Source organism: Streptomyces sp. ISL-43, assembly GCF_018614195.1.
Taxonomy (GTDB): domain Bacteria; phylum Actinomycetota; class Actinomycetes; order Streptomycetales; family Streptomycetaceae; genus Streptomyces.
This window is the reverse complement of record NZ_JAGGOT010000009.1, coordinates 106222-124438: the sequence shown is the minus strand read 5'-3', so window position 1 is coordinate 124438 and position 18217 is coordinate 106222. Positions and strand designations below refer to the sequence as shown.

Genomic DNA, 18217 nt, shown 5'->3' with positions numbered 1-18217 from the left:
TGTCACTGCCATCCGAGATCGTTGTTTGCCGACTGAGTCGCGGTCGTGGATTCGGTCGGCAGTTCGACGGCGGTGGCCTCGGCACCCGCCAGGGCGACGATCCAGAGGGCAGCCGCCCCCAGGCCGATACCGATTCCGGTCGGGCTCACAAATTTCCTCAGGTGCACGGTCATCCCCGTTCTGTGCGGCGCTTTCGGAATCAATAATCCACAGAGCGGAAGGCGGGAACCAGAGGGAACGGCTGGCACCATTCGATCCGTGACACGTCTATGCCAGCGTCCGGTCGTGCGGCCCGGCGGCCGGCTCGGAACGGTCAGGCAAGGGTCAGAGCAGGTCGGAGCGGGTGCAGGAGTCCAACACCCACTCCTGAAGGCCGGCTTCACCCGCGAGCGCACCCAGACACAGCTCGCGGCAGCGGGCCTCGGCGGTAAGGACGTCACCCATGAGGAACAGCCCGCCGACGGCTCCGGCGCGGGACGGGTGGAGGCGCAAGTGCAGCAGTGATCCATCGCCGGAACCCGCGTGGCGCAACCGCGCCGCCAGCAGCTCGGCGACGTCCGGCGCGAACCGGTCCTTCGTCCTGAATTCGACCAGAATCAGGCTCACTTGAGGGTTGTTCACCTTGCCCGTCCGTCCGCTTGATGGAAACGCTTTGCCGGTTCACACCACTTGTTCGATACTGCTTCGCCGGCGCGCGACTGATCGAGAACGAGGAGAGCCTGTGCTTGAGTCTTTAGGCTTGACGGGCCATGCGGAGGCGGTCTACCGGGCCCTCCTGTCGGACCCCGGAAGCGATATTCAGGCGCTCGCCGACCATGTCGGCATGACCGAGAGCGAGATCGCGGCGGCACTCGACACACTCGCCGATCTCGCGTTGATCGGACGTTCCTCGCCGGACGGCGGGAGTGTCGTCCCGGTGAGTCCGGAGACCGGCCTGCAGACCCTCCTGGCCAAACAGAAGCTTGAGCTGGCCCAAAGGCAACAGGAGATCGAAGCAGGGCAGCGCGCGGCCGCCGCCCTGGTGGCCGACTACCTGGATGGGGAGTCAGCCGACCGCAGCCGCCTGGTGGAGCGCCTCGACGGGGTGGCCGCGGTCCGCCGGCGAATGAAGGAACTCGGAGCCTCCGCCGAACGCGAGACACTCGCACTCGCTCCCGGCGGCCCGCAGCTGACGGACAACCGGGAGGCCAGCCAGGCTCTGACGCGCCGCCTCCTGGAGCGTTCGGTGACGGTGAAGACCGTCTACCTGGACAGCGTGCGCAACGACCCGGCCAGTCTCGAATACGCTCACTGGCTGAGCCGGCACGGCGGAGAGTCCCGCAGTACTCCGGTCCTGCCGCTGCGACTCCAGATCGTGGACCGCGCGTCCGCCCTGGTCCCCATCGACCCCGAGGACTCCGCGCAAGGCGCGCTGCTCGTCGGGGAGCCGGGTCTGATCGCGGCACTGGTCGCCCTCTTCGAATCCGTATGGAACTCCGCCACCCCCCTCGGGGCCGTGCCGGCCCGGAACTCCGGTCCGCTCACGCCGCAGGAGCGCGAGTTGCTCCGACTGCTGTCCCAGGGGCTCACGGACGACGCCGCGGCACGCAAGCTCGGCATTTCCCTCCGGACGGAGCGGCGCATGATCAGCGATCTCTCCGACCAGCTGGGTGCGCAGAGCAGATTCCAGTTGGGTCAGCGTGCCTCGGAACACGGCCTGCTGCCCTAGGGCCAACGTTGTCACGGGACCCCGCCCCGCCGGTGCTGCCCGGCGCGGCACAAACCCTCCGGGGCACGTATGTGCCACGCGGGGCGGACCGTTCAGATCTACTGAAATGAAAGATCGAAAACAGTCGATGGACGTAAGTGATCGTGGGCTGTGAGGGTTGCCCGTGTCACCCCAACTCCCCTGCAGGCACCACAGAGAGGCGTCCCTCACTCATGAGTCCTTCCCCCGCCGGGCACTCCGTTCCCGCCCAGTCCGCATTCGCCGCTCCGTACGTCTCCGGCGACCCGTACGCCGACTACCGCGGCAGCGACGCCGCCTTCACCCGGCTGACCGACCTCGCCGACCGCCGGCTCGGAGCGGGCGTCGTCGCGACCAACGACGAGTTCTTCGCGGACCGGGAGAACCTCCTCTCCCGCACCCCCTCCGCCTTCGACGTCCACGACTACGGGAACAAGGGCAAGGTCATGGACGGCTGGGAGACCCGCCGCCGCCGCGGGGCCGACGCCGACCACCCCTTCCCCACAGACGCCGACCACGACTGGGCCCTGATCCGCCTCGGCGTCGCCGGCGTCATCCGCGGCATAGTCGTGGACACCGCCCACTTCCGGGGGAACTTCCCCCAGCAGGTCAGTGTCGAGGCCGCCGCGTTCGACGGCACGCCCTCCGTCGCGGAACTCCTGGAGAACGACGGTGCATGGGAGGTCATCCTGCCCCGCACCCCCGTCCGCGGCCACGCCGCCAACGCTCTCCCAGTCGACTCGGACCGCCGCTGGACGCACCTGCGGATCAACCAGCACCCCGACGGCGGCATCGCCCGCCTCCGCGTCCACGGCGAGGTCGTCCCCGACCCGGCGTGGCTGGATCTGCTCGGAACCTTCGACGTGGCCTGCGTCACCAACGGCGGCAGTGTGACTGACGCGTCGGACGGCTTCTACTCCTCGCCGGACAACACCATCATGCCGGGACTCTCGCAGAAGCAGGACGACGGTTGGGAGACCAGGCGCCGCCGCGACAAGGGCAACGACTGGATCGAGTACCGGCTCGCCGCCCAGAGCGAGATCCGTGCGGTGGAAGTCGACACGGCCAACCTCAAGGGCAACGCCGCAGGCTGGGTGTCCCTGTCGGTCAAGGACGACGAGGCCGCCGACTGGACCGAGGTACTGCCACGAACCGCTCTCCAGCCCGACACCCTGCACCGCCTTCCCCTGACGGTCCCCACCACCGCCACCCACGCCCGCCTGGACGTCTACCCCGACGGAGGCCTGGCCCGCCTGCGCCTCCACGGCAACCTCACCCAGACCGGCGCCGCGGCCCTGGCCGCTCGCGTGACCAGCGCGACGCGGCAGGGCTGAACGGCCCGCACGACAACGGCGCAGCCGGACTCCGCCTCCGTAGCCGCGCCGCCAGTCCTGGCATTCGCTCCGCGACGATCTAAATGAACGCCAGAACGGCAGACTGGGGCCCCCGAAGTCAAAACCCGCCGCGCTGCTCCCCCTTCGCGCGTGGACCGAGCCGATCTCCGCGCACGGCGGAGGTCGTTGCGGACCAGGTGGAGTGCGCGCGCACGGCGTTCCCGGGCGGCTCGATGACCGGCGCCCTTTCCGACCCCGACAAGGAGACCATCACCAAGGTGCCCCCCCTACTCCGCCTGCTCGACACCGCCTTGCCCGGCCGTGAGGACAACATGGGGCCCGTGGACACAGCTTCGCCCACGGCCCCCCTGGTCTCCCGTTGACGACCCCGGGCGGCGCCGACCGCCTCTACGCCCTCACCGACTCCGGCGCCCTGCGCGAGCTCCCGCACACCGACCCCGACGGTACGCTCCTGGCTGCCGACTCCTGGCTCGTCACCGACGGCCGGGTGCGCGCCCTGGACCGTCACCGGCACCGGTTCACCACCACCTGCGCCGAGACCGCGGACATCCCCCGAGCACACCTGGACACCTTCTGGACCGCAGTGGAGGACCTCCTGCCCCGGGACGCCGGTGCCTGGTTCCCCCGCGTGGAGCTCGAACGCGCCCCGGCGGACGCACCCCCGGGCACGCTCCTGCCCGGCGCCCACCGCCTGCTGTACCGGCTGCGCCCCGCCCCCGCCCGCAGCACCACGGCCAGGGTCTGGGGCATGGCCGTCTGCGACCCCCGCCGCACCCCCCGCCACAAGGGCCCGGACCTGGCGGCCCTGGCCGCCGTCCGCGCCAGGGCCGCCGCAGCGGACGCCGACGAAGCGCTCCTGGTGACCGCCGACGGGGTGGTCCTCGAAGCGGCGAACTCCTCCTTCCTGTGGTGGGAGGGTGAGACCCTGTGCCACCCGGCCGGCGAACTGCCCGTCCTCCCCGGGGTCACCGCCGCACTGCTCCTGGACCACGCCGCCCGCACCGGCGTACCCGTACGCCCCGTCCGGCGCCGGCTGTCTGCCCTGGCGGACCGCGAGATCTGGGTGACCAACGCCCTCCACGGCCTGCGGCCCGTCACCGCCTGGACCGGCATCACCCTCCCCACGGCCGCCCCGCTGCGCGCCCCCGCCTGGCAAAGCTGGCTGGACACTCTCCCCACCCCGCTGCCGTGAGTGAGTGACTCTGACACGTAAATAACTGCAGGTAGGGGTTGTTTCGAGCAAGACGATGCACCCGGATACCGGTTTGCCGGGCGACTGCAATCGGCTCATGGAACGGTTCGGGAAGGAGACGTTCGACGACGGCTACATCGACCTGCGCGTTCCCGGGGACCTTGTAGCGCGGGCTGGGTTCCACGAGGAGACCGGCGCCCCCTCCCGTGGGCCCACTCGGCGTAGAACACCTGCCTGCGAGGGACGGCGTCACCCCGGCCACTGCGGGCCGTCTGCCTTGGACGTGGCTCAGCCCGCGGCGCCGTCGACGCGAGGACGCACCAGTTCTTCCAGACGCTCAAGACTGCGGTCGAGTGCCTCGTTCACCGCCTTCTCGCCGGGGTCGTGCTCCTCGTTGAAGAACGACAGGTGCACGGTGACCTCCGTGGGTCCGCCGTCCAGGCCCGACACCTGGAGCCAGCCGGCGTAGCTGCCCTCCTCTCGCGTGCCCCACTCCAGCCTCATCTGGTCCTTCTGCGCCCGCAGCAGCGCCGAAGTGTCCTGGTCGGACCGGTCCTCGTGCACGGTCACGGCCGGCAATTGATCGACATGCACATGCAGTTCCCCGGGCAGCCACTCGTCCATTTGGTCGACGGCGGCGGCCTGGTCGAAGACGTGCTCGGGAAGGGCGGGCATCGTGCGTGAGCGTTCGTATTCGGTCATTCGGTCCTCACCACGTCAGACGTCGTACGGAAGTCGCCGGGCGGCCGCGACCTTGCCACGGCCGAGCGCTGGACACCGGGAGGGCTCCGGTTCAGCGGTGGTAGAGCCCCACGAGGGTGCCGTCGGCCAGCCGGCGCCTGTCCACGGCCGCGTGGACGTCGTCCGCCGTCGCGTTGTCCGGCAGGGAGACCGGCTCGGGAAGCGCGTAGAGGTGGAACACGTACCGGTGGGCCTGGTCACCGGCGGGCGGGTTGGGGCCTCCCCAGCCGGAGCCCCCGTAGCCGTTGGGCCGCTCCTGACCGCCGGGGGGCGTCTGCCCGGCCTCCACGCCGCCGCTCGTCGGATCGACGCCGGTGACGAGCCAGTGGACGAAGGTTCCCGACGGGGCGTCTGGGTCCTCGCAGAGGAGGACCAGTTCGGCCGCGTCGTCGGGCACGCCCGACCAGGTCAGGTCGGGCGAGACGTCCTGGCCCTCCTTCGCGTAGCGGCGCGGGATGAAGGAGCCGTCGTTGAAAGCACTGCTCTTGAGCTTGATTCCAGCCATGGTGGCCTCATACCCCGCGGGGACGGGGTCCTACGGAGCGGCTCCGCAGATGCACGCGACTGGCGCAGCGCAGCGGCCGCGCGCGCCGCGCGGTGAGCAGTGCTGTCAGGGGCGTACCCGGAAGCCGCCGCGCCCGTCGAACCGCACCTCCCGCACGGCGTCGAACCGTTCCCCGGCGATATGGCCTGCACAGACGCTTCAGCGTGGCGAGGACCCCGACGTCCGGGACACGGTCGCGGCCCTCGCGGGCGGCGTTGCGCCGCAGCGACCCGGCCGGATCCGGTGGGAACCAGTACGCCGTCACCGTGACACCGTGGCACCGTGGGCGTGGGCCAGTTCCACCAGCGGGCCCCAGCTCGTCGCCTGTACGACCGGGTGGCGCGCGCCACACCGGATTCGTCAGGTACCAGATCGACCTGCCGCGGTAGCGCCAACCTCACAGCCAGCCGCGGCGCTGGGCGTGGAGGGCGAGCTGGAAGCGGGTGGTGGCGCCCAGGCGGGCCATCAGGAGCTCCACGCGGCGGAACAGGGTGCGGCGGCTGATGCCGAGTTCGCGGGCGATGTCCTGGTCCGGCACACCGCCCGCGAGCAGCGCGAGCAGGCGGCGGTCGGCGGGCAGCGGGCGCTGCGGCGGGCCGGCGGGGCCGCGCAGGGAGGGTGTGCGGGAGGCGTGCAGCGGCAGTGCGCTGTGCCAGGTCTGCTCGAACAGCGCCGCCAGCGCCGAGAACAGCCCGCACGGCTGCACGATGAGCAGGGTGTGGTGCACGTCGACCTCCTGGATGGACAGGGAGACCAGCGCGCAGGCGTCGTCGATGATGATCAGCTTCACGGGTACCGAGCGCACCACCCTCGCCTGCTCGCCGGCGGCGATGCACGGCTCGATGGAGCGGATGAGGTTGCCGGGGAATTCCAGCGACTCCCGCGAGTACACCACGCGCTGGGTCACGCCCCGGGCGAGGGTGGCCAGAGCCTCGTCGGTGGCGGTGGGGATCGGGAAGTACGGCGGGGAGTCCAGCTGGCGGATCTGGCCGCAGGCGCTGGCCCAGGCCTGGCGCAGCCGGGGGCCGATCTCCTCCCCGGTGACTACCTCGACCAGGTCGTTCTTGAACGCGGCCGGCCGCCGGCGGCGGAAGGCGTCGAAGGCCCCGGCGACGGTGATGCAGGAGGCGTCGAGCTCGGCGGCCCGGCGGCGGCCGAGGCGTTGCAGTCCGGCGGCGGGCGGCAGGGGGGCGACGGTCTCGCGGCCGTCGGCGGCCGCGCTGCCGAGCCCCGCCTGGACCAACTCGGCGTAGGCGGCCGCCAGTTCGGCCCCCGTCAGGGCGGTGGCCGCGCCCAGCTCGGGAAGTCGTACGGGCGCCAGCTCCAGCAGGGCCAGGTAGAGCCGGATCGCGGCGGCACTGATGCCCAGCCGCCGCAGTGCCTCGCCGACCTCCCCCGTTGCCATGGGCGGCAAGGTACCAACGCGGTGCGGCGGACGCACCACCTCGGCCCGAGAAGGCCGGGGTGGTGCGTCGCACGGCGGCGGGTCAGTAGTCGATCGTGTTGTGGTGCAGGCAGGACAGGGGGCCCGCGCCCACGTCGTAGCCGTCGGCGGCGCGGTGGCTCCAGAACTGGCGGAAGCTGCCGGACACATGGCCGAGGAAGGTGTTCCACAGCGGCCCGGCCGGGTCTTCCGTGCAGGTGTCGCCGGGCTCGTTCGCGGTGTCGTACAGGTCGATCATCGAGCCGAGGACCCGGCCCTCGACCGTGTCACCGTTGTCCCAGCCCGTGGTGCCCCAGGTCGGTCCCTCCAGGTCCTGGGTGCGGCCGCCGGGCCAGCGGAAGGTGGGGTCGCCGAGCGCCGCGACACCGAACCAGGTGGCGAAGCCCTCGGTCCAGGCGCAGCCCGCCGAGCTCGTCTTGGTGATGTAGTGCGGGCTGCAGTCGGGGGAGGTGGGGAAGGCGTCCTCGTAGACGTCGTCCATCATCGCGTGGCCGAACTCGTGCAGGACGAGGATGGGCGCGTCGGGGTCCTCGGCGGCGAGGTGCACGGCGTTGCCCTGGAGCGAGTAGTACGTGCCGTCGGTGGAATCCGGGGCCCAGTTGACCAGGCCACGGCGGCAGGTGGTGTCCCGGGCGTCCCAGCAGTTGCCCGGCTTCCAGTTCCAGCCGGTGTTGACCGCGTCGAAGGCCTCGACCCCGCGCATCAACGCCGCGTCGGCCGGCTGGAAGGCGCCGACGTCGGCGGTGGAGCCGGCGGGGACGTCGGCGCGGACCGGGGTGGCGAAACGATACGGCTGACGGGACTTGCCGTTGCGTATCACCCAGTTCTGGTTCTCGGTGGCGAACTGGACGTAGACGTCCTGGCCGCCGCCCTCCTCGTCCGTGTTGTCGAAGCAGAGCGTGAAGCCGCCGTCGGCGCCCGTCACACCGGTGGTCAGGAGGTCGTCCGTGCCGCGCGCGTCGTCGTCGTAGACGGCCACGCGGGCGTTGGCGGAGACCCGGGTCACGCCGGTGTGGTCTACGTAGTTCCAGGTCCCGGTGGCGCAGGCGGTGTCCGCCGCGGTGGTCGTGCCCGCCGGGGCGGAGGCCGGCTCGGCGGGGCGGTGGGCGAGGCCCGGCCGGGTACGGCTCGCGCCGGAGGCCGCCCGGGCCGCGGGGCTGACACTCCCGACCGGGATGCCGAACTGCGAATGCCGTGCCCCGACCGTGACGAAGACGCTGCCCGCGTCGGTGTCCTCCGGGTCGGCGGCCGAGGTGGCGGTGGCCCGGACGCCGGCCGGGCCCTCGGCGACGGCGCGTACGGTGCCGCTGAGCCGCCACGGGCGCTGCTGCCCGGCACGGCCGGTGCCCTCGGCCCGGTGTAGGCGGCCGCCCTGGACGGGGACGAGCGAGGCGGCCGTGGAGGTGCTGAGCCCGGCGGGCGCGCTCACCCATTCCAGGCCTGCGGGGAGCTGTACGTCGAGGCGTACATCCCTGTCGCGGGCGACGGCGGATACCTCGATGTCGAGCCGGGCCGTCCCGCCCAGGACGGGCGCCTCGGACAGGCGCAGCGTGACGGCGAGGCAGCGGCCGCGCTCGTCGGTGTGGTCCGGGTCCGTCTGCGCGGGCGGCCGGCATACGGCGGTGTCACCGCCGGGCGCGGCCAGGGCCGGGCTCCCGCCGGGCACGCCGGCGAGCGCCAGCAGCAGCCCGCACACGGCGGCGCGTACCGCGGTACGGCCGGGGCGCCGGTGGCTGTGGCGCCTACGACTCAGATGCATGGGGGGTCCTCTCCAGTCGGCGAACTCGGTGTGGCAGCGCGTTCTACCGGATCCGGCCCCCGCGCGGTGGCTGATCCGTGTCACCGACGCGGATCGGCAATCCCGGCAAGTCACAAGCAGGCCAAGCTGGTCGGGGGCGCCGACGGGTCGGTGTCCGGAGCGGTGGAGGGGGGTGTCCGGGCGGTCCCGCCGCAGGGACACCCGCCCCGTTCCGGCCCACGTCGGCCACTGGCGGCTTTCAGCCGATTCGGCGCGGACTTCGTGGGCCCGCGTACCGGCGGCCGACCAGGTGTCGGCCGGGTCGGACGCGTGCTGTGGGCGGTGAGGAGGATGGCGAGTTTCATCCCTATCGCCTACGTGCGCGGGCCCGAGACCCCGCCGCCGTCTGCTCACGAGGCAAGGTTCCTCAACTCGTTCGAAACGGTCCTGGAGTCGGCCCGCCACAGCGACGGCTACGCGATGTCGCTCCGGCTCACCGAAGGCAAGCAGCTGATCGGTCTTGCCCGGACCCCCGCCCGGCCCCAGGCCACCGCCGCACTCGCTGCCATGGCCGCTCTTCCACTCCGCCAGGAGCCCTCGTCCAGTTGCTGCAGCCGGGTGCCGCCGCGAGCTTCTGGAGCTTGAGCAGGCTCATCCGGATCACCTCCTTGGTCGTGCGGGCCACGCACGCGGGCTCGGGTCCGGGTACCACCCGTCCGGCCGGTCGGCCGGTCGGCATGTCCAAGTCAACTGCGGCCCCGGGTACAGCACATGCGCGCTGAGCCCCCACATTTCTTGCGCCGCCCACCAACGGGCCCGACCGTGGGCCGCGTACTCCGATCGGTGGAATACGGGCCCGCGTCCAGCGCGCCGCGGGCCCCACAACACGCCCGCCGGCGCGGTCACCGAGTTCCCGATTCCGGGCGGCGGCGCCCCGACCGGGATCGCCGCCGGTCCTGACGGCGCCCTGTGGTTCACCGAGTTCGGCGGCGAGAAGATCGGCCGGATCACCACGGCCGGCGCCATCAGCGAGTACCCCATCCCCACCACCTCGGGTCAGCCGGAGGAAATCACCGCGGGTCCGGACGACAGCCTGTGGTTCACCGAGCGCAACAGCGGGAAGATCGGGCGGATCAGCACGGCCGGTGTCATCGCCGAGTTCCCGCTGCCTTCCTCGGAGAGCGGCCCCTGGGGGATCACGACCGGACCGGACGGTGACATCTGGTTCGCCGAGACCGCGGGCCGGATCGGGCGTCTCGACCTGACCGAGGCCGACCTCGGGGTCGCGAAGTCCGACACCGGTTCCGACCCCGTGGAGGTGGGGCAGAGCGTGACGTACACCCTCACCGCCACCAACAACGGCCCGCAGACCGCCGAGGGGGTCGTCCTGAAGGACACCCTGCCCGCCGGGCTCCAGTTCGCCTCCGCATCCGCCGGATGCACCGCCTCCGGTACCACACCGGACGTCGTCACCTGTGAACTCGGGACGCTCACCGCCGGGTCCACCGCCATCAGGACCATCACCACCACGGCCACCACCGCCGGCCTCCACACCGACACGGCGGCGGTGGCCGGCGCCGTCTCGGACCCGGTCCCGGCGAACGACCTCGCCCCGGAGACCACCACTGTCGATCCGGACACGTGCTTCGGCGAGCAGCCGACGATCACCGGCACCCCGGGCGACGACCAGATCACCGGCACGCCCCAGCGCGACGTCATCCTGGCCCGCGCCGGGAACGACACCGTCAACGGGGGGGGCCGGCAACGACCTCATCTGCGGCGGTCGCGGCGCGGACACGGTCACCGGCGGCGCCGGCAACGACCAGATCTCCGGCGATGCCGGCAACGACATCCTGCACGGCCAGGCCGGCGACGACACCATGACGGGCGGCGACGGCGACGACGCCCTGTTCGGTGAGGTCGGCCGTGACACCCTCGACGGCGGCCCCGGCACCAACACCAATGACGGCGGTCCGGGCGCTGACGTCTGCACCAACCCCGCCACGGGCCCCGGCTGCCCGTAGGACCGCAGGGGGGGTGCTCCGGAGCGCCCCCCGACCGGGGTTTCCGCCCCGACGCCGAAATCCTCGCCTGGCGGTCGCCGGTAGGGGCAATAGGACGACAGCATGACGGGAGAATCCTCCGCCGCCCCGGCTGCGGCTCGGGGTGCCAGTGCGGGCAGCGGCCCGGACCCGACCGGAGCGGCGGTGGCGGCGGTGGCGGCGGGCGAGGCCGGCAACGACGTACTCAACGGCGGCACTGAGACGGCCGACGCGACCGAGACCACACGTGCGACGGCAAGGAGGGCAGTGACATCGCGATGGCCTGCGAGTCCGCCGTGAACGTGCCGTCACCGGGTGCATTGTCCGCATGATGCCGCGACCCCTGCCGCTCCCCCGGCGGCCCTCCCCGCGGCGTGCGCGGCCCCGGCGATCCCGTGCGGCCGACACCAGGTGGCCGAGGGCCGCGACGGGAAACGGCGACCCACCGCTCGACGGACTACGCAGGGCGCCCTCTGTCAGCGGCGATTCGCTGTCGGGGGCGCCGTCGCTGGGGAGAATCTGGGGAGAATGAAGCCGCGTGGCCGGAACTCAAGTGGGCAGGCGGCTACCAGACGCGGCGCGACCTCGGTCGCGCCACTCTTCGTGTTGAACAGTTTCAGGCTCGACACCTCCCCCTTGTTGCCGGCCTTCACCCAACACAGCGCCGCATCAGCGGGTGTCGGCGGCGGACGGGTCGGTGCGATAGTCGCACCCGATCGGGCGGGGCGGGTGATCGCCTAGGGATCGGGGATCCGGCCGTTGCCGCTCGCTGCGCCGGACTGCTTAACCCAGTGATCGCAGGAGCGGCCATGGCCTTCTCCTCCGTCCTCGTCGTCGGCAGCAGCCTGCGTCTGAGCGGCTTCCGGGCCCCGCCAACGGAGGAGGCCCTGGTGCCCGGTTACGTAGAACACAAGGACGACGTCATCAAACGCCTGCGGCGGCTCGAGGGCCAGGTCCGCAGGGTGCAGCGGATGGCGGACGGCGACATCGACTGCGTTGACGTACTGACCCAGGTGTCCGCGATCAACGCCGCCCTTCAGTCCCGCGCCGTGACCCTGCTCGACCCAACACCTCATCTGCTGCTTCACCGAGGCCATCGCCCAGAGCCGGGGCCAGGCCAAGGTGGACGAGGCAACCAAGGCCATCGCCCGACTGACACGCACGTAGTCCGCCGGCTTGGCGGCGTCGGGACAACCGTCCCTACGCGGAAGGCGGCTTCGCGTAGGGACGGTTCGCTGTAAGCCGGATGCAGCTCCGGTCAGGCGCCCGGACGTGGGCCGCCGACCCCCACCGGTACTCCCTGGCCGATCGTGACGTTCACGGATGTCGTCCTGGGGGCGGTCCGGTTGGTCTCGTGCAGGACGCCGAGCGGGTTTGTCGTCATCTCCAGCGTGTATTGCTGCGGCGGGAGATTCATCAACGCGCCGACGTCGAAGGACTGTCCGACCAGGTCCTTGGCGTAGACGTCCGCCCAGCCGACGGAGATGCCCATCGTCAGGGACGTCGCGTTGGCGTTGTGCGAACAGGAGTTGTAGACCGGGTTGACAGGGAACCCGGGGAGCGTGGAGTTCGCGATGTCCAGGTCGACCAGGCAGAACGCCACCTTCGGCGACTCACGCACCACCTGGCCGGCCCCGTTGATGAGCCGGTAGCGGGAGATGCCTTCCATGTGGAAGTGCTTGTGCTCCTCGTGGTACGTCATCCGCCCGACGGGCACCTCGTACGAGGAACCGTCAGAGCGGGTGATCCGCTGGTACGCGGGCAACACATTGTTTCCGGGAGTGGCGGCGGCCGCCTCCTCCCTGGTGCGCCGCCCGGTTACCTCCAGGGCGCCGGTGCCGAGGTTCGCGGGCGCGCCGGTGAAGCGGAGCCAGGTGATGCCGGTGACGGGCTCACGGACCAGGTCGTTGTCCGCGAGTTCCCGCTGGAGCGGTTCGAGGGCGGGTAGCAGATCCGTCGGGCCGTCGGTCGCCGAGGCCGGGCCGATGCCGGTGGCCAGCAGCGCGCCGAGCGCCATCGCCGCCGCGGCGATCCAGGTGCGGGCCGTGCGTCCGCTTCGTGCTGTGCGTCTCATGACTGTCCTTCCTGTGGTGGATGATGCCGTGCGCCCCGGGCGCGGTGCCCGTGGCCTACCCTCCCGCCCGAGTCGGGGAGCCGGTATCACGGCTCGGGCGAGAGGTGTTCGTGGACGACGAGCCAGCGCCCGTCCGGGGACCGCCGGAAGACGACGGTCTCCCGCTCCCGGACCTCCTCGCCGTCGGCGGCGTCCTTCGCGGCGAGGCGGGTGTGCACCCGGTGGGTCAGCACCGCCAGGCCGTCGGCGACGACGCGTACCTCGGTGTCGTCCGTACGGCAGCCCAGCACGCGGAACCCGTCCAGCTCCCAGGCACGCCAAGCGGCCTCGTAAGCGGCTCGGGTGGCGAGAAGGCCGTGATGCGTAGGGAAGAGGAACGTGGCGTCCTCGGCGAAGGCCGCGAAGTAGCGGTCCGTGTCGTGTGCGGCGAAGGCGGCCAGCAGTTCGGCGGCGGCGGTCCGTACCTCGGTTTCGGCGCCGGTGCTCATCGGTCCACCGTCGGGGGGCCGTCCACGGTCGGGAGCCCGTCCGCCGAAGCGGTCCGGCCGCCGGGCGCCGCCGGCTCGCCGGTCCTGCCGACGGCCTGCGCCGGGACCGGCGCGGCGTCGGCGGCCGCCGGTTCCCGCTGGGCGAGTTCACGCTCGCTGGCGGCCACCGCGGGTTCCTCCGCCGACAGATCCATCCCGCGAGTCAGGGCGTAGTACAGGGTCCCGGAGACGGCGAGCCCCACCACGAACGCCACGTCGACCCCGCCGAGGGCCTGGGCGACGGGCCCGGTGAAGGGGCCCATCACCATGAACGGCACCATCAGAAGCAGGCCCGTGCCGTAGGACAGCAGACCGCGCCAGGCCCAAGTGCCATAGATGCCGTCGGTGCGGAAGAGGTGGGTGATGGCGTAGTGGCCGCGCCGGACGAAGAAGTAGTCGACCAGATTCACCGCGGTCCACGGGATCAGCAGGTACAGCATGAGCAGCAGGGCGTTGCCCAAGGCGGTGGAGAAGTCGGCCGAGACGCCCAGGCCCACGGCGCACCAGACGACGGCGAGGCCGACGATGGTCAGCACCCGGGCCCGGCGGCCGGGGCGGAGCGGGCGGACCGAGTCGATCCCGGTGAGGACCGTGAGCATGCCGCTGTAGGCGTTGAGCCCCATGGTGGCCACCAGCGCGAGCACCGACAGTACGGTCAGGACGGCGCCCAGGCCGCCCACCACCTGGTCCCCGGCGTCGCGCGTGCCGGCCAGCGGGTCGTTCACACCGAGGGTGGCGGCCATCCAGGCGCCGATGGGGATGAGCCACATCGGCGAACCCGCGGCGCCGCCGAAGACGGAGGCGACGATCCGGGACGTCGGGGTGTCGCGCGGCAGATAGCGCGAGTAGTCGGAGACGTACGGGGCGTACGAGATGTTGTAGCCGGCGGCGGCGGTGAACTGCACCATGAAGGCGACCAGCGTGAAGCCCCCGGCGACCGGGGCCACGTCGGCGGGTCCGGTCACCCGGCCGACGAGGATGCCGATCGACAGCACCAGCCAGCACGGGGCCGAGCACCAGAAGAGCACCTGGAACGCCCGGTGGAGCCAGTCGTGTCCGTACACGGCCAGGACCACCGCGGCGACGGTGATGCCGATCCCGACGGCGGTCACGTCCCAGCCGAACACCGCGTTCAGACCGTTGCCGATGATGATCGTGTCGACGACGTTGAAACCGACGAAGGTGAACAGCGTTGCCGCCAGGGGCACGATCACTCCCCGGTAGCCGAACTGGCCCCGGGACTGGATCATCTGCGGCAGCCCCAGCTGCGGGCCCTGGCTGGCGTGGAACGCCATGAAGAAGGTGCCCACCGCCAGCCCGAGTGCGCTGGCCAGTACCGTCCATCCGATGGACAGGCCGAGCCCGGGGCCGATGAATCCGAGGGACAGGGTGAAGGGTTGGAAGTTCCCCTGGAACCAGAAGGGGCCCTGTTTCCACAGCTTGCCGTGCCGTTCGGCGAAGGGGACGTGCTGGATGGAGAGGCTTTCGATGACATCCGCGCCACTGTGCTGGATATTTGAGCGCTGGTCAGTCCGGACCGCCATGGACCCTCCCGTTGCCGTTCGCTCCGGGACACCACGACCCGGAACCGGAGGGCCTGAGTGTGCGGTCACCGTGATCCGGGCGGCAATTGTGCAACGCTCAAACCCGACCCCTTCCTTTGTGGGGCGCCACGATGCAGCATGTGCGCGATGACAGCACCGACAGCCGCCCTCCGGGTCCACGACCTCGTGCGTTCCCCCGGCCTCCAGCTTCGTGTCCTGGCCGGCGAGGACGGGCTGCACCGGCCCGTGTCATGGGCGCACGTGAGCGAGCTGGAGGATCCCTCCCCGTGGCTCCTCGGAGCGGAGCTGATCATGACGACGGGTATCGCGATCCCCCGGACCGCCGTCCGGCAGCGCGCCTACATCGAGCGGCTGGCCGACGCCGGCGTGTCGGCGCTCGCCCTCTCCGCCCATCTCCATGTACCGCCGTTGCGGCAGGAGTTCCTTTCCACGGCGGACGAACGGTCCCTACCAGTACTTGAGTTGCCCTTGCAGGTGCCCTTCATCGCCGTGGCCCAGGAGGTGGCCGCCGCTCTGCAGGCCGGCGCCCGGCGTCAACCGGGCGCACAGCTACAAGTTTTCGGCGCGCTGCGCTGGCTCGCCGCCGAGGACCTCACCGCCGCGGAACTCTTCCGCAGGCTGGAGCGGCTGTCCGGCTACTCGCTCTACCTGTGCACGCCCGCCGGAGGCCCCCTGCTGCCCGGCGTACCCGTACCCGCCGCGCGGCACGCGGCGCTGCTGCCCGACTCGGCCGACCCCGCCCCGACCGTCCCCGGTGGCTACGTCCTGCCCGTACCGGCGCCCGGCAGGCCCGCCGGATATCTGCTGGCGCTGGAACGGCAGGGCGACCGGCGAGGGGAGGGCGTGGAACCGGCAGGCCTCGGTGTCGTCCAGCACATAGCGACCGTCGCGGCACTGCAGGTCTCCATGGTGCGCCACGAGCGTGAGACGCTTCGCCGCCAGGGGGCGGAGACGCTCGCGGAACTCCTCCAGGACGCCCTGGATCCGGACACCGCCCGCCGGCACCTCACCCGCCTGGGATTCACCGCCGAAGCGGCCGCCCTCCTCGCCGTCCTCGACGGAGCGGACGACGGACCGCTCGACGACGCCGCGGTGGTGCAGGCCCTTGACGACTCTGCCGTCCCCCACCTGGTGCTGCGCCGCCGCGATGGGCTGTACGTGCTGCTCGCCGACTCCCCCCAGGCCCGCTCCGCCCTCACAGCCGTACCCCGCACCAGAGCCGGCGTCTCACGCCCCTTCACTCCTGGCGCGACCCTGGGCCTCGCCCGCCGCGAAGCCGTTCTGGCGCTCCGGCGGGCGGGTGCCTCGGGCGAATCCATGGTGGTGTTCAGCGACGACATGACGGAACGCTGGCTGCACGACGACCCGTCCGTCCTGCACGGGCTGGTGGACCAGGTGCTCGGCGCGGTGCTGCGGTACGACACCGAGCACGGCAGCGCACTGCTCCTCTCGACGCTGACCTGGCTGGAGCGGGACCGGTCCACCGAGGAGGCGGCGCGCGCACTCCACATCCACCCCAACACCCTGCTCTACCGCCTGCGCCGGTTCGCCGGACTCAGCGGCAAGAACCTGTCATCGACAGCCGACCTCACCGAGGTGTGGCTCGCGCTACGGGCGGCTCACCTGTGCGACCGATTGCCCTGACAGACCAACGCCTCCCGCAGACTCAAGGGGGCGTAGGGTGCGGATTTCAACGCTCTTTACGCCAGTTTTCCAAGTCGGTCAGTCCACTATCCCTCGCGAGCACGTCATCCGTCCCGGTCTGGCGGCGTGGCGGGCACCGTGTAGGAGAGCACACCTCCCTCTGCTGGGAGGCTGTTACCGGCCGGGACGAGGACGGCGCCGCTGATGAGGCCAGCGCCGACGAAATAGCCGACGTAGTCGGGTACCGGTAGCTTCGGCCCATGTGGCAGTCCGACCTGGGGCGAATCCCCCACACCCGCTGTCCGAACAGCACGGCCGGTGGTGACCCCGTCAGCTCCCCGCCGCAGAGATGCCGACGGCCGGCGAACTGGCACCTCATCACCGGCCGGTTCTCGAAACGGCGGGTGCCGAAGGCCGGGCGCCGACGGTGAGCACCGCCGCCATGCCTGACAGTGCGGCCGCTCCTACGAAAGGGGCGAGGGCTGCGGTGATGGTGGCGGGGGGGCGCTGAGGAGGGCGGAGAGGCGGCCGTAGTGGGTGGTGCCCCAGCGGTCGGTGACGGCGGTGGCCTGGAGGAGGGTAAGGTTGCCGCGGATGAGGCCGGCGGCCACCGCGATCAGGGTGAGTGCCGTCAGTGGGCCGGGTACAAGGGCCAGCGCGGCGGTGGTGGCGCCACCTGCGGCGACGAGGGCTGGGGTGCGGGTGGTGACGGTGGTGTGCCGGGCGAGGGTCGCGCAGAGGGTGCGGCCGAGGGTCTGGCCCGCGCCGCCGAGGCCGAGTGCCCAGGCTGCCTGGGTGGTTGAGGCCCCTCGCGGACCAGGCCGCAGGCAAGGCCTACGAAACGGGACGTCATCGCGGCTGGCTAGCACCCACGGCCAGGCCGCGAGTGCTCACCTCAGCGCACGTCCGTGGGATCAGGCGATCGCCGCTGCATCCACGGGCAGGTCGGCCAGACGCCACTCGAGCATGCCGTCGGTCAGCCGGACCGCCTTGCGGCCGCGTTCACGGAGGAGGCGCACGGCGTCGTAGGCCATCACGCAGTAGGCGCCGCGGCAGTAGGCAACCACCTCGGTTCCGTCGGGGAGTTCGGCGATGCGGTCGGCGAGTTCCGTGACGGGAATGGACAGCGCGCCGGGGATGTGGCCGGCCGCGTACTCCTCGGCGGGGCGTACGTCCAGGACGAGAATCTCTCCGGCCCGGGCTCGGGCCAGCAGTTCCTCCCGGCCGATCTCCACGGCGTCGTCGGTGCCCAGGTAGGCGGTGCGGGCGGGCTCGACCGCTTCCTGATGGGCCCGGGCGACCTGGCGCAGCAGCGCGTAGAGGGAAGCCACGTCGTCTCCCGCCAGCCGGTAATGGATGCGTACGCCCTCGCGGCGGGTGGCGACGAGCCCTGCCTGCTTGAGGGTCTGCAGGTGCGCCGAGGCAGTGGTCAGGTTCAGACCGGCGGCCCTGGCCAGGGCATCGACGGTGCGCTCACCCTGAGCCAGCAGGTCGAGCAGCTCCAGACGCTTTCCGCTGCTCAGAGCCTTGCCGGTGCGGGCGAAGGCGTCGTACAGCGCGGCCTTGCGCGTGGCGTCTCCCATGACCGAACTCCCATCATCCATAAATCCATGGAATATTATATC

17 protein-coding genes and 2 pseudogenes are annotated in these 18217 nt (G+C 71.6%); 8 read left to right on the top strand and 11 right to left on the bottom strand.

Annotated elements, in window-relative coordinates; translation table 11 throughout:
- Positions 1 to 2: 2 nt before the first annotated feature.
- On the bottom strand, positions 3 to 173 hold the full coding sequence (locus tag J7F03_RS05735) for a hypothetical protein (protein ID WP_214947550.1): 171 nt from the start codon (positions 171 to 173) through the stop codon (positions 3 to 5).
- Between the two features lie 151 nt (positions 174 to 324).
- Complete coding sequence (locus tag J7F03_RS05730) at positions 325 to 606, bottom strand: hypothetical protein (RefSeq protein ID WP_214947549.1); 282 nt, start codon at positions 604 to 606, stop codon at positions 325 to 327.
- A 133-nt stretch (positions 607 to 739) separates the two neighbouring features.
- Between J7F03_RS05730 and J7F03_RS05725 the strand changes: the two genes are divergently transcribed.
- The 4 genes from J7F03_RS05725 to J7F03_RS05710 all read left to right on the top strand — a co-directional run bounded on the left by J7F03_RS05725 (position 740) and on the right by J7F03_RS05710 (position 4273).
- Positions 740 to 1708 (top strand): helix-turn-helix transcriptional regulator, encoded by a 969-nt coding sequence (locus J7F03_RS05725; protein ID WP_214947548.1) that lies wholly within the window; start codon positions 740 to 742, stop codon positions 1706 to 1708.
- Positions 1709 to 1920: 212 nt separating this feature from the next.
- Positions 1921 to 3060, top strand: a complete 1140-nt coding sequence (gene alc / locus J7F03_RS05720) for an allantoicase (protein WP_214947547.1) — start codon at positions 1921 to 1923, stop codon at positions 3058 to 3060.
- Between the two features lie 233 nt (positions 3061 to 3293).
- Complete coding sequence (locus J7F03_RS05715) at positions 3294 to 3443, top strand: hypothetical protein (RefSeq protein WP_214947546.1); 150 nt, start codon at positions 3294 to 3296, stop codon at positions 3441 to 3443.
- Positions 3440 to 4273, top strand: coding sequence for an aminotransferase class IV (locus tag J7F03_RS05710; protein ID WP_214947545.1), 834 nt, complete (start codon positions 3440 to 3442; stop codon positions 4271 to 4273). The genes J7F03_RS05715 and J7F03_RS05710 overlap by 4 nt, the downstream gene beginning before the upstream one ends.
- 288 nt (positions 4274 to 4561) lie before the next feature.
- Here the strand turns inward: J7F03_RS05710 and J7F03_RS05705 are convergent, their stop codons facing one another.
- From J7F03_RS05705 to J7F03_RS05690, 4 genes are all read right to left on the bottom strand, one after another.
- Positions 4562 to 4975, bottom strand: a complete 414-nt coding sequence (locus J7F03_RS05705) for an SRPBCC family protein (protein WP_214947544.1) — start codon at positions 4973 to 4975, stop codon at positions 4562 to 4564.
- Between the two features lie 91 nt (positions 4976 to 5066).
- Positions 5067 to 5519: a YbhB/YbcL family Raf kinase inhibitor-like protein gene (locus J7F03_RS05700; RefSeq protein WP_214947543.1), complete on the bottom strand. Its 453-nt coding sequence runs from the start codon at positions 5517 to 5519 to the stop codon at positions 5067 to 5069.
- A gap of 436 nt (positions 5520 to 5955) precedes the next feature.
- Positions 5956 to 6963 carry a helix-turn-helix transcriptional regulator gene (locus J7F03_RS05695; RefSeq protein ID WP_214947542.1) on the bottom strand — a complete coding sequence of 336 codons (1008 nt, stop codon included), beginning with the start codon at positions 6961 to 6963 and terminating at the stop codon, positions 5956 to 5958.
- 82 nt (positions 6964 to 7045) lie between these two features.
- Positions 7046 to 8761: a hypothetical protein gene (locus J7F03_RS05690; protein WP_214947541.1), complete on the bottom strand. Its 1716-nt coding sequence runs from the start codon at positions 8759 to 8761 to the stop codon at positions 7046 to 7048.
- Between the two features lie 499 nt (positions 8762 to 9260).
- Here J7F03_RS05690 and J7F03_RS05685 point away from each other — a divergent pair.
- The 3 genes and pseudogenes from J7F03_RS05685 to J7F03_RS05675 all read left to right on the top strand — a co-directional run.
- Positions 9261 to 10487, top strand: a pseudogene (locus tag J7F03_RS05685) (isopeptide-forming domain-containing fimbrial protein); the annotation flags it as partial.
- Positions 10488 to 10620: 133 nt separating this feature from the next.
- A complete protein-coding gene (locus J7F03_RS05680) occupies positions 10621 to 10764 on the top strand; it encodes a hypothetical protein (protein ID WP_214947573.1) in 144 nt (47 codons plus the stop codon).
- 989 nt (positions 10765 to 11753) lie between these two features.
- Positions 11754 to 12023: a metal-sensing transcriptional repressor gene (locus J7F03_RS05675; RefSeq protein ID WP_251071485.1), complete on the top strand. Its 270-nt coding sequence runs from the start codon at positions 11754 to 11756 to the stop codon at positions 12021 to 12023.
- A gap of 17 nt (positions 12024 to 12040) precedes the next feature.
- Here the strand turns inward: J7F03_RS05675 and J7F03_RS05670 are convergent, their stop codons facing one another.
- The 3 genes from J7F03_RS05670 to J7F03_RS05660 all read right to left on the bottom strand — a co-directional run bounded on the left by J7F03_RS05670 (position 12041) and on the right by J7F03_RS05660 (position 14927).
- Positions 12041 to 12856: a lysyl oxidase family protein gene (locus J7F03_RS05670; RefSeq protein ID WP_214947539.1), complete on the bottom strand. Its 816-nt coding sequence runs from the start codon at positions 12854 to 12856 to the stop codon at positions 12041 to 12043.
- An 86-nt stretch (positions 12857 to 12942) separates the two neighbouring features.
- Positions 12943 to 13344: a nuclear transport factor 2 family protein gene (locus tag J7F03_RS05665; RefSeq protein ID WP_214947538.1), complete on the bottom strand. Its 402-nt coding sequence runs from the start codon at positions 13342 to 13344 to the stop codon at positions 12943 to 12945.
- Positions 13341 to 14927, bottom strand: coding sequence for a cytosine permease (locus tag J7F03_RS05660; protein WP_214947537.1), 1587 nt, complete (start codon positions 14925 to 14927; stop codon positions 13341 to 13343). Before J7F03_RS05660 ends, J7F03_RS05665 begins: the two co-directional genes overlap by 4 nt.
- A 147-nt stretch (positions 14928 to 15074) precedes the next feature.
- Between J7F03_RS05660 and J7F03_RS05655 the strand changes: the two genes are divergently transcribed.
- Positions 15075 to 16592, top strand: coding sequence for a PucR family transcriptional regulator (locus J7F03_RS05655; protein WP_214947536.1), 1518 nt, complete (start codon positions 15075 to 15077; stop codon positions 16590 to 16592).
- Positions 16593 to 16970: 378 nt separating this feature from the next.
- Here the strand turns inward: J7F03_RS05655 and J7F03_RS41925 are convergent.
- A pseudogene (locus tag J7F03_RS41925) lies at positions 16971 to 17404 on the bottom strand (MFS transporter); the annotation flags it as partial.
- 102 nt (positions 17405 to 17506) lie between these two features.
- Positions 17507 to 18175 (bottom strand): metalloregulator ArsR/SmtB family transcription factor, encoded by a 669-nt coding sequence (locus tag J7F03_RS05645; protein ID WP_214947535.1) that lies wholly within the window; start codon positions 18173 to 18175, stop codon positions 17507 to 17509.
- Positions 18176 to 18217: the final 42 nt, after the last annotated feature.

Bases quoted from the DNA above. Each gene is read 5' to 3' on its own strand.
- J7F03_RS05735 (WP_214947550.1), bottom strand. From the start codon at position 173: ATGACCGTGCACCTGAGGAAATTTGTGAGCCCGACCGGAATCGGTATC.
- J7F03_RS05655 (WP_214947536.1), top strand. From the start codon at position 15,075: ATGACAGCACCGACAGCCGCCCTCCGGGTCCACGACCTCGTGCGTTCC.
- J7F03_RS05665 (WP_214947538.1), bottom strand. From the start codon at position 13,344: ATGAGCACCGGCGCCGAAACCGAGGTACGGACCGCCGCCGCCGAACTG.
- J7F03_RS05695 (WP_214947542.1), bottom strand. From the start codon at position 6,963: ATGGCAACGGGGGAGGTCGGCGAGGCACTGCGGCGGCTGGGCATCAGT.
- J7F03_RS05705 (WP_214947544.1), bottom strand. From the start codon at position 4,975: ATGACCGAATACGAACGCTCACGCACGATGCCCGCCCTTCCCGAGCAC.
- J7F03_RS05645 (WP_214947535.1), bottom strand. From the start codon at position 18,175: ATGGGAGACGCCACGCGCAAGGCCGCGCTGTACGACGCCTTCGCCCGC.
- J7F03_RS05690 (WP_214947541.1), bottom strand. From the start codon at position 8,761: ATGCATCTGAGTCGTAGGCGCCACAGCCACCGGCGCCCCGGCCGTACC.
- J7F03_RS05715 (WP_214947546.1), top strand. From the start codon at position 3,294: ATGACCGGCGCCCTTTCCGACCCCGACAAGGAGACCATCACCAAGGTG.
- alc (WP_214947547.1), top strand. From the start codon at position 1,921: ATGAGTCCTTCCCCCGCCGGGCACTCCGTTCCCGCCCAGTCCGCATTC.
- J7F03_RS05660 (WP_214947537.1), bottom strand. From the start codon at position 14,927: ATGGCGGTCCGGACTGACCAGCGCTCAAATATCCAGCACAGTGGCGCG.
- J7F03_RS05670 (WP_214947539.1), bottom strand. From the start codon at position 12,856: ATGAGACGCACAGCACGAAGCGGACGCACGGCCCGCACCTGGATCGCC.
- J7F03_RS05675 (WP_251071485.1), top strand. From the start codon at position 11,754: ATGGCGGACGGCGACATCGACTGCGTTGACGTACTGACCCAGGTGTCC.
- J7F03_RS05680 (WP_214947573.1), top strand. From the start codon at position 10,621: ATGACGGGCGGCGACGGCGACGACGCCCTGTTCGGTGAGGTCGGCCGT.
- J7F03_RS05700 (WP_214947543.1), bottom strand. From the start codon at position 5,519: ATGGCTGGAATCAAGCTCAAGAGCAGTGCTTTCAACGACGGCTCCTTC.